The organism is Microcoleus sp., from assembly GCF_049646505.1.
Taxonomy (GTDB): Bacteria; Cyanobacteriota; Cyanobacteriia; order Cyanobacteriales; family Microcoleaceae; genus Microcoleus.
Map to the genome: position 1 here is coordinate 1 of NZ_JBARVX010000222.1, position 8,080 is coordinate 8,080.

General features: G+C 45.5%; 7 protein-coding genes, 1 tRNA gene and 1 pseudogene. 5 read left to right on the plus strand and 4 right to left on the minus strand.

The window, feature by feature from the left end:
• Both WBA89_RS12090 and WBA89_RS12095 read left to right on the plus strand, forming a co-directional pair.
• Positions 1 to 429 (plus strand): annotated as a pseudogene (locus WBA89_RS12090) (hypothetical protein); the annotation flags it as partial.
• A gap of 30 nt (positions 430 to 459) precedes the next feature.
• Positions 460 to 1,041 carry a cation-transporting P-type ATPase gene (locus WBA89_RS12095; protein ID WP_424406658.1) on the plus strand — a complete coding sequence of 194 codons (582 nt, stop codon included), beginning with the start codon at positions 460 to 462 and terminating at the stop codon, positions 1,039 to 1,041.
• Between the two features lie 220 nt (positions 1,042 to 1,261).
• Here the strand turns inward: WBA89_RS12095 and WBA89_RS12100 are convergent, their stop codons facing one another.
• Entirely contained in the window at positions 1,262 to 1,639 is a 378-nt protein-coding gene (locus WBA89_RS12100) for a Mo-dependent nitrogenase C-terminal domain-containing protein (RefSeq protein WP_424406660.1), read from the minus strand.
• 469 nt (positions 1,640 to 2,108) lie between these two features.
• On the opposite strand from WBA89_RS12100, the gene WBA89_RS12105 reads away from it, so the two are divergent.
• A complete protein-coding gene (locus WBA89_RS12105) occupies positions 2,109 to 2,699 on the plus strand; it encodes a rhomboid family intramembrane serine protease (protein WP_424406662.1) in 591 nt (196 codons plus the stop codon).
• 273 nt (positions 2,700 to 2,972) lie between these two features.
• On the opposite strand, the gene WBA89_RS12110 is transcribed toward WBA89_RS12105, so the two are convergent.
• Both WBA89_RS12110 and WBA89_RS12115 read right to left on the minus strand, forming a co-directional pair.
• Positions 2,973 to 3,101 (minus strand): hypothetical protein, encoded by a 129-nt coding sequence (locus WBA89_RS12110; RefSeq protein WP_424406664.1) that lies wholly within the window; start codon positions 3,099 to 3,101, stop codon positions 2,973 to 2,975.
• 186 nt (positions 3,102 to 3,287) lie between these two features.
• A complete protein-coding gene (locus WBA89_RS12115; protein WP_424406666.1) occupies positions 3,288 to 6,224 on the minus strand; it encodes a PAS domain S-box protein in 2,937 nt (978 codons plus the stop codon).
• Between the two features lie 631 nt (positions 6,225 to 6,855).
• Here WBA89_RS12115 and WBA89_RS12120 point away from each other — a divergent pair.
• Entirely contained in the window at positions 6,856 to 7,239 is a 384-nt protein-coding gene (locus tag WBA89_RS12120) for a hypothetical protein (protein WP_424406668.1), read from the plus strand.
• Between the two features lie 230 nt (positions 7,240 to 7,469).
• Positions 7,470 to 7,658: a DUF2949 domain-containing protein gene (locus WBA89_RS12125; protein ID WP_424406670.1), complete on the plus strand. Its 189-nt coding sequence runs from the start codon at positions 7,470 to 7,472 to the stop codon at positions 7,656 to 7,658.
• A gap of 248 nt (positions 7,659 to 7,906) precedes the next feature.
• Here WBA89_RS12125 and WBA89_RS12130 read toward each other — a convergent pair.
• Positions 7,907 to 7,983, minus strand: a tRNA-Met gene (locus tag WBA89_RS12130).
• Positions 7,984 to 8,080 lie beyond the last annotated feature (97 nt).

An 8,080-nucleotide genomic window follows, 5' to 3' on the forward strand; every position in this document is an offset into this window, starting at 1 on the left:
GCGATCGCATCTACCGAGCTAATACCAAAAGTTGTTATCGCTAAACCTGTTTGGGCAACGGTTCTAGCATTGTTTTTAGGTGGAGCTTTTTTTGTATGGGTTAATCAACTTCTCAACTTAAGCAAAAAAGGATTTGTCACTAATGCAGCGTTTAAGAGTCCAAATATGCCGCGAACATTGCGATTTTTGTTACTTGCGGTATTTATTATTCCTGTTTGGCTGGGCACGACGCTGGGCTATTGGGGATTGCGCGGACAAGCCGAGCTTCCCAAGCTAGTTGTGCTTGCATTTACAACAGGCACTTTGATGGTGGCGATCGCTGAAGAAATTATTCCTGAAGTGCATCAAACTCAAGATACAAATTGGTCTATCTTGACATTTATCGGGAGTTTTGCGCTTTCAATATTGTTCTCGTCTTATCTTGAATAGCTTGTGATTTACAAGTAAAGGAACCATCTCATGACTATATCTACCGATCGAGAAACGCTTTCGCATCTATCGTTAGAAGACCTACAAAAGCAACTGACTACTTCCAATCAGGGATTGAGCAAAAAAGAGGCACTGCAACGACAATCAAAAGGTGGCTATAACGAGTTACCCGAAACAACCGTCAGCCCAATAATGCAATTCCTATCGCACTTTTGGGGGCCGATCGCCTGGATGATTGAGGCGGCGGTGATTCTTTCGGCAATAGTTGGAGACTGGGTAAATTTTGGGATTATTTTGGTACTCCTAATCGGCAACGGAGTAGTGGGTTTTTGGGAAGAATTTCAAGCAGGGAATGCGATCGCCGCTCTCAAGGCAAAATTAGCACTCCAGGCACGGGTGAAACGAGACAACACCTGGACGCAGATTCCCGCCCGCGAACTGGTTCCAGGCGACCTGATCCGGTTGCGTCTGGGCGATATTGTACCAGCAGATGTGCGGTTTTTGTCAGGCGATCCGGCACAGGTTGACCAATCGGCATTGACGGGGGAATCACTACCCGTAGAATGCCAAGTGGGAAGTGTGCTTTACAGGAGCCAGCCTCAGTGTTTCTAAAAACGGCAAACTCTTTCTCCAACCACGAGTAATTCGCTTTCTCTAGTCTTTAAATGCGATCGCGCTCTCTTAGTCTGCGAAGGCAGACTTCTTTTATGTAGGGGCAATCCCCCCGTGGTTGCCCCGGTTTCAACCGCCGAATAATCTGAAAATAAAAAACCCTCCCCAACAAAGAGAAGGGAAGGTAAAAATAGAGTTAGAAATTAAAGTTGTTGGAAAATTAACAATAGGGAGTTACATCCACGCCGCACTCGTCAGCCAAATAACACAAAGCACGAAAGCGAATCCCAACCACTTGCTCGTAAAGCGGATTTAACTTGCACAACGGCGGAATGGAAAATAAAGTGCGATCGCCAAACTTGACTTCCCGCTCAAACGGACACTGCGACGGAATATATTTACACAAAAATCGAGCAAATTTTTGACTTTTAATTTCGGTGTTCTCGATCGACTCTTTCAGCGGATGTAACAAATCAAAGCGCGGCTTTTTACTGTAAGGCTGAGAAATTGTAGCGACAGTAACAGTAATTTCTTCTTTGCCATGCCATACCCAAATTGGCAGAATTCTCTGGGGTAATTTTTGCTCAAATACGTTCATATTGCTCTTCTCCTCTTTTAGAACGAGGTGCCAAGAACTCTTTGTAGAGCTTGTACTGGATTTTGTCTACAATAAGTACCTACAGCAGCTCGTTTTGCTTTACCGGATGAAAGTTCTTGAATTAATGACTAGAACCGAGACAAGTAGTTCCTGAGTTTTTAGAGACAGTGTGCGATCGCCAAAGTGTCCTCATTGCCAGCCCAAGAATTTACCTATGGGGTAAAAACTCTGCCTGATACGTTCTAACTTCAACCTTTGGTTAACTCTCCTCCTGCTGTTCTTTTATCATTGTGACGCATCAAGGTGAATTATTCTATAGGTGAAAATGCGGAATTTCAAATCAAAGTTATAATAGTTTCAAATAAGCTCGACTGCAAAAACCCTGAAAGCTAGTGCCAAGTGTCGCTTCGCGCGATCGGCAAAAAACTCCTACAATTATAAATAATCGGTTTCACCGCCCTCAAAACCCATGAGCAACCCAGAAAGCAAAAGCATCACCCGCGAATTGCAAAGCCACGCCACCATTCTCGGCGGCTTCGTCTCCCTCCTCTGGATTATCGAAATTGTCGATGTATTCCTATTCCGAGGCAGGCTGAATGCCTACGGAGTCCGCCCCCGCAGCATCCAAGGACTAGAAGGCATCCTCTTCATGCCTTTTCTGCACGGCAGTTTTGCTCACTTAGCAGCCAATACCCTCCCGTTTGTGACATTTGGTTGGTTAATCATGCTGCGAGAAACTAGCGACTTTTTCATCGTGAGTGCCGTCACTGTGCTCGTCAGCGGATTGGGAGTTTGGCTGACAGGCGCGCCCAATTCCGTCCACATTGGTGCCAGCGGATTAATCTTTGGTTACTTCGGCTTTCTGCTGCTGCGGGGCTATTTTGAACGCAGCTTTACCTCTATTTTGGTATCTTTAATTGTCGGTTTGGTCTACGGCAGTTTAATTTGGGGAGTTTTGCCGCAGCAGCCGGGAGTTTCCTGGCAAGGGCATTTATTTGGGTTTGTCGGCGGGGTATTAGCAGCTCAAATTTTGGGCCGAAAAAAACGGCAAATTAACTAAAATCAGACTTGTGCTGCATCGTACAACCACCTTGGTTGCCTGCTGATAACTTATACCATTTTTCAAAAGCTATGCAACAGTATTTGTAGGGTGTATCGCCATAAAACATCATGCAGCATTAAATCTAAAATTTCACGGAACCGCACCTTATATCATTTATAAAAAACATTGCTGAAAACAAAAATTTTGAATTTGTTTTTTCAGCCATAGAACGTAACAGCTACGTCACCCGCTGGATTATCGCTCTTTGTTGAGGATTGTCTGTAGCGGTTCTCAAGCTTGGTGAGGTATGCCCAATACCCTATTCCCAATGCCCAATTCCCAATTCCCAATTCCCAATTCCCAATTCCCAATTCCCAATTCCCAATTCCCAATTCCCAATTCCCAATTCCCAATTCCCACTCCTAGCACCTCATGTTACTGAGAAAGGCTATATGTATCCGCACCCTAGGGCTACATGATTGTTAGGTTTGTTGGCACGGGTTTTTGCATATTTTTTGCATATCTCAGGTGCGTCGCTACGAGATTGTTTGTCAAATTTAGGGATTTTCAACGGCGACGCACCCTGCGGCTACTATTGCTCATTCTTCAACCCGCGTCGGCGGGTTTTGTCTGTATAGAAGCGGTTTCAACCGCCGTCTTATCTAATAATAATTCAACTTGAGCAGGCAAGCATACGGTAAAAATCGAACCGCAATCTAACTGGCTTTGAACCTGCATATCCCCCCCCATCATCAAGCAAAAATGACGGCTAATAGTCAATCCCAAACCCGTGCCGCCGTACTTGCGCGTAGTTGAAGCGTCGCCCTGCATAAAAGCTTGAAATAAATGCTGCATTTGTTCGGCCGGAATCCCAATGCCCGTATCAGCAACGCGAAAAATTATTAAGTCGGAAGGTTCTGCTATTTCTTGAGTTGTTAAGCTGTCATGTTTAACTCTTTCAACGGACAGGGTAATAGTGCCACGTTCCGTAAATTTGGCTGCATTGCTCAGCAGGTTGAGCAATATTTGACGAGTTTTGGTAAGATCAGCATACATCGCTCCCAACTCGCTAGCACAATTAATTTCAAACTTATTATTATTTTTATCTACCAAGGGTTTGACAGTAGAAACTACCTCGTCAATTAAATTAACCGGGTTGAAAGTTTCTAAGTAAAGTTCCATCCGTCCCGCTTCAATCTTAGAAATATCTAAAATATCGCTAATTAAAGACAGCAAGTGTTTGCCGGCAGTTTGAATTTTTTGCAAGTCTGGGATAATATCTTCGTGGCCTAAATCTTCAGCATCTTCTTTGAGCATATCGCTGTAACCGATAATTGCGTTGAGGGGAGTACGCAATTCGTGGCTCATATTGGCTAAAAAAGCGCTTTTGGCTTGGCTTGCAGCTTGAGCGGTTTGGGCGACTTTTTGGAATTCTTCTGCTAATTTGCGCTGGGTAATGTCTTCTGCAATGCCGACGATGCGGTAAATTTCTCCGGTTTCGCTGCGGACTGGAAAAGCCCGATCGCGCACCCAGCAAACTGAACCGTCAGATCGCACTACCCGATACTCCTCATCATAATCGCCCCGCACCTGTTTCTCAAAAGCAGCCTTGACGCGATCGCGATCCTCCGCGTGAATAGCATTCAAAAAAGCCTCCGGTTCTGACAGCAAACTCTGATAGCTCAAATGCCATATTTTCTGGCAAGCTGGACTCACATAAATTATTTGCTGTTGAATTGGTTCTCTAATCCAAAATACTTCATGAATATTTTCTGCCAACTGGCGAAACCGCTCCTCACTAGCGCGCAACTGCTCGATCGCAGTGTGAAACTCCGTAACATCTTGAACCAGCGATGCCACCCCAATTATGCAGCCTTCAGCATCAACCAAAGTAGTATTGTACCATTCACAAAGAATTATTTTGCCGTCTTTTCTGAGGTTATGGTTAATGCTACTAACTCCTCCTTGATTGGTGAGCAAAGTAATAGATAGTTGCCTGACATACTCCTTAGCAATTTCAGGAACTATGAGATCGACTCCGTGCTGTCCCATTGCTTCCAAGCGATTGTATCCAAAAATTCTTTCGGCTGACAGATTCCAGTCGGCTACTTCAAAATTGAGATTCCATTCGATCGCCCCCAAAGGAGTTTGATAAAGATGGAGAGCGAGTTTTTGCTGAGATTGTTTCAGAGAGCCAATTAATTTAGTTTTATCAGCGATCGCAGCTTCCACCCGCTTTTCGAGAGTAGCAAACGAATCTTCCAATTGATCGGCCATCGTACTAAAAGAGCGAGCCAGAACACCCACCTCATCCTCCCGCTCTACAGAGGCCATCAAGCGGGGATCTACCGCCATCGAGTCCCATTCTCCCCGCGACAAAGCCTCTGCAGCCTTGCTGAGTCGCCGAATCGGCATCACAATCCACCTCGAAGTCAGACACCCTATAGCCGTCGCCACTACCAAAGCACCGAAACACAGCAACACTGTGTAGCGAGTGTTGGCGTTAATCCTTTCCATAAAATCGGCTTCGGGAACCGCCACCACAATCAACCAGTTGAGGCCCCTGCTGTCTGAGAAGGGTGTCACCTGTAGAAATTGGCGTTGTCCGCCGATCGCAAAATCTAGCTGGTAAGTGCCGTCAATCTTGCTCAAATCCCCGAAGCGCTGTGTCAAATAGCGGGCTGTCGATCGAATCAGAACATTTTGGCTGCTCGTTGCAGCAATCCGTTTCGCAACGCCATTGCTCACAATAAATGGCGGTTCTGGAGTAGAATTTGCCACCAATTGTCCAGACCTTTCTATAATAAAAGTTTTGCCAGATTTACCAATTTTTAGAGTTTCCAAGAATTGATTGATTTGGGAAAGTAGCAAATCTGTACCCACAACTCCAATCAATTCTCCTCGGTTGCCGTAAACTGGTTGTGCAGCCGTAATCGCCAGTTTGGGAGTGTCAAAATAAGTATAAATTTTACTCCATGTAGGTTTGCCAGCCCGCACCGGAGCCGTGTACCAAGGTCGGAGGCGGGGGTCGTAGTTGGGAATAGTTTTTAATAGTTTGGTTGCTTCCCCGAACTCCGACGGCGCGTAGCTGTAAAAGTTATAGCCAGTAGATTGATTAGAAATCCGAACTTGCAACTTGCCGTTGTCGAGGCGTTCAACTCCCGTAAAAGTTTTTTGTTCGGAGCCGAATTGAATGTAGCTAATTTTATCAAAGATTTTGATTTGCTTGGAGAAGTAATTGCGTAAACTAGCGGAATCCTGCACGTTCAAAATGCCGAGACTGATGGCATCGAGATTGAGTTGATTGATTTGGTGCGGCGTTTCGATATAACTGTGAATGTGTTGCTCGATACGTGATGTGACTTCCGCCCGCAGTTGCGCGGCAACATCGTTGACGGCCCTGCGCCCGTTGCGTAGCGACAGCCACCCCGTCAGCCCTACCGCAGCGAAAGTCTGGAGGGCAAAAGGCACGACAAGAACGATGCGAATTGGCACTTTACCCGACATTTTGAAAATCCGGTCTGTCAGATATCTGATTGGCATGAGCGAGCAGAAATATTACGAATCCACAACATTTAAGCAAAGTACAACCTGATAGCGCAGATTTTGAAAGTTGAGATTATTTGAGCAGGCAAAGTGCTGTTAAGAACTCGGAATCTGCCGCTGGTAATTGAATTTTTAACGGCTGCTACCGCCATCTTAACGCGATTTGGAATTTTGGGAGAGCGATCGAGATGAGTCTTCGAGGTGCTCTGGGACGATCGTACTATTTTCCATTTTCGCATTGAACATTTGAGGTTGGGACAGACTTTTTTCAACCTGGTATCAGAAACCGAGTTTGTTTTGGGGTTTGGGCTGGCTACAACGCATATTTTGGCGAACCCGGTTTTTGGCAGGGTTTCTGTATATTTCTCGATTTGTATTCCTGAAACAGTCAAATTCTCTGGGAACATTTCCGGCTTGGCAAAAAGTATGTTTTTTGTGGCGCGTATAAATGCGATCGCGCTCTATCTTGCCAATTCTCTCCCCCTCTCTTCTTCTCTCGCTGTCCCGTCAAAAATCACAAACAATGCCTGATGGCGGCAGCTTCCACAACCAGCTACTTTTGATAGAGCGCAACTAAACTCCGGTTGGGTACAATTACGATAGTAGGATGCAGCTAGCGGAGGCACAGATGATGAACGCAGTTATGGCTAATTTTGGTACTGTTCTCGGACTGAGCTCAATTTTGATCGGTTTCACCCCGGCGGTTTTCGCCCAACAAAGAATGCAATCAGATCCCCAAAATTCGGAAACGACTTTATCGGGGGATTCTTTGAGAACTGTGGAGGACAGAACGGTGGACTCGGACTACCAAAACTTGATTGGTGAATCACAAACGGGGGCTAATTCTGCTAGGAGGGAGCGCAGTTTGGGGGATACATTTCGCCTCAAAGTTGGCCCGGAATTGGAATTTATCACTACTCCTTCCGACGCCCGACGCCAAGGAAATCCCTTACCTATTAAACCGAGCGACAGCGGCACAGAAGCGGGAGTTCAGCTTCAGCTAGGACTTTAACCATTTTAAGTGAATTGATGTCAAGCGATCGATCGCCCGATCCTATTTTTGAGCCTGGGATATCTTGTGACTGCGATCGCCTTTTTTTATGAATTTTATCACAAGTTGCGTGCGCTTTCCATCACACCGCATCGCCGATTATCAACAGAAAATTAGGACTATTAAACTTCAAATTCAGTCAAATCGGATACATATCTTTACAAAATCGCATAAAACAGGCGGTGAAGGTGATGGGAAAGGCTCAACTGATCGATTATTTGCGGGGGGAATTGGCGCTATCGAATTCTGCGATCGCCGTTGCTCTCAGACACGGGGAACAAGATGCCAGCCAACTGCCGATGGTGTTGTGGCAGTACGGGTTAGTGACGCTGAAACAGTTAGATTTGATCTTTGATTGGCTGCAAGCTCAATCGGCTTAGCAATTTAAAATGCAAAGTTTAAAAACAGGGATATTGAATTGCTGATTTTTGATACATAAAGCTTGCACAAACGGGCGTAGAAAAAAAGTATAGGGTTGAGTGTTGGGGTTGAGGGTCTGTTTTATTTTTTGCTTTGGGAAAAACACAAATATGCGGTAGGGACACAGTGGTGTGTCCCTATTTTCTGAATTTTCGGATCAAAGAAGCCCCAGCAACTTTTTGGTTGCCGGGGCTTATTCGATTAAATTTGGTGGCGGGAAGTGGATTTGAACCACTGACCTTCGGGTTATGAGCCCGACGAGCTACCAGGCTGCTCTATCCCGCGTCGCTTTGTCTCTCTATTTAATATAACCATACCTTTCTGGAAATTGCAACCCCTAAATCAAAAAACTTTTGAGATTGCCGGAGGGGTTGCCCAAAGC

Bases quoted from the DNA above. Each gene is read 5' to 3' on its own strand.
- WBA89_RS12095 (WP_424406658.1), top strand. From the start codon at position 460: ATGACTATATCTACCGATCGAGAAACGCTTTCGCATCTATCGTTAGAA.
- WBA89_RS12100 (WP_424406660.1), bottom strand. From the start codon at position 1,639: ATGAACGTATTTGAGCAAAAATTACCCCAGAGAATTCTGCCAATTTGG.
- WBA89_RS12105 (WP_424406662.1), top strand. From the start codon at position 2,109: ATGAGCAACCCAGAAAGCAAAAGCATCACCCGCGAATTGCAAAGCCAC.
- WBA89_RS12115 (WP_424406666.1), bottom strand. From the start codon at position 6,224: ATGCCAATCAGATATCTGACAGACCGGATTTTCAAAATGTCGGGTAAA.
- WBA89_RS12120 (WP_424406668.1), top strand. From the start codon at position 6,856: ATGATGAACGCAGTTATGGCTAATTTTGGTACTGTTCTCGGACTGAGC.
- WBA89_RS12125 (WP_424406670.1), top strand. From the start codon at position 7,470: ATGGGAAAGGCTCAACTGATCGATTATTTGCGGGGGGAATTGGCGCTA.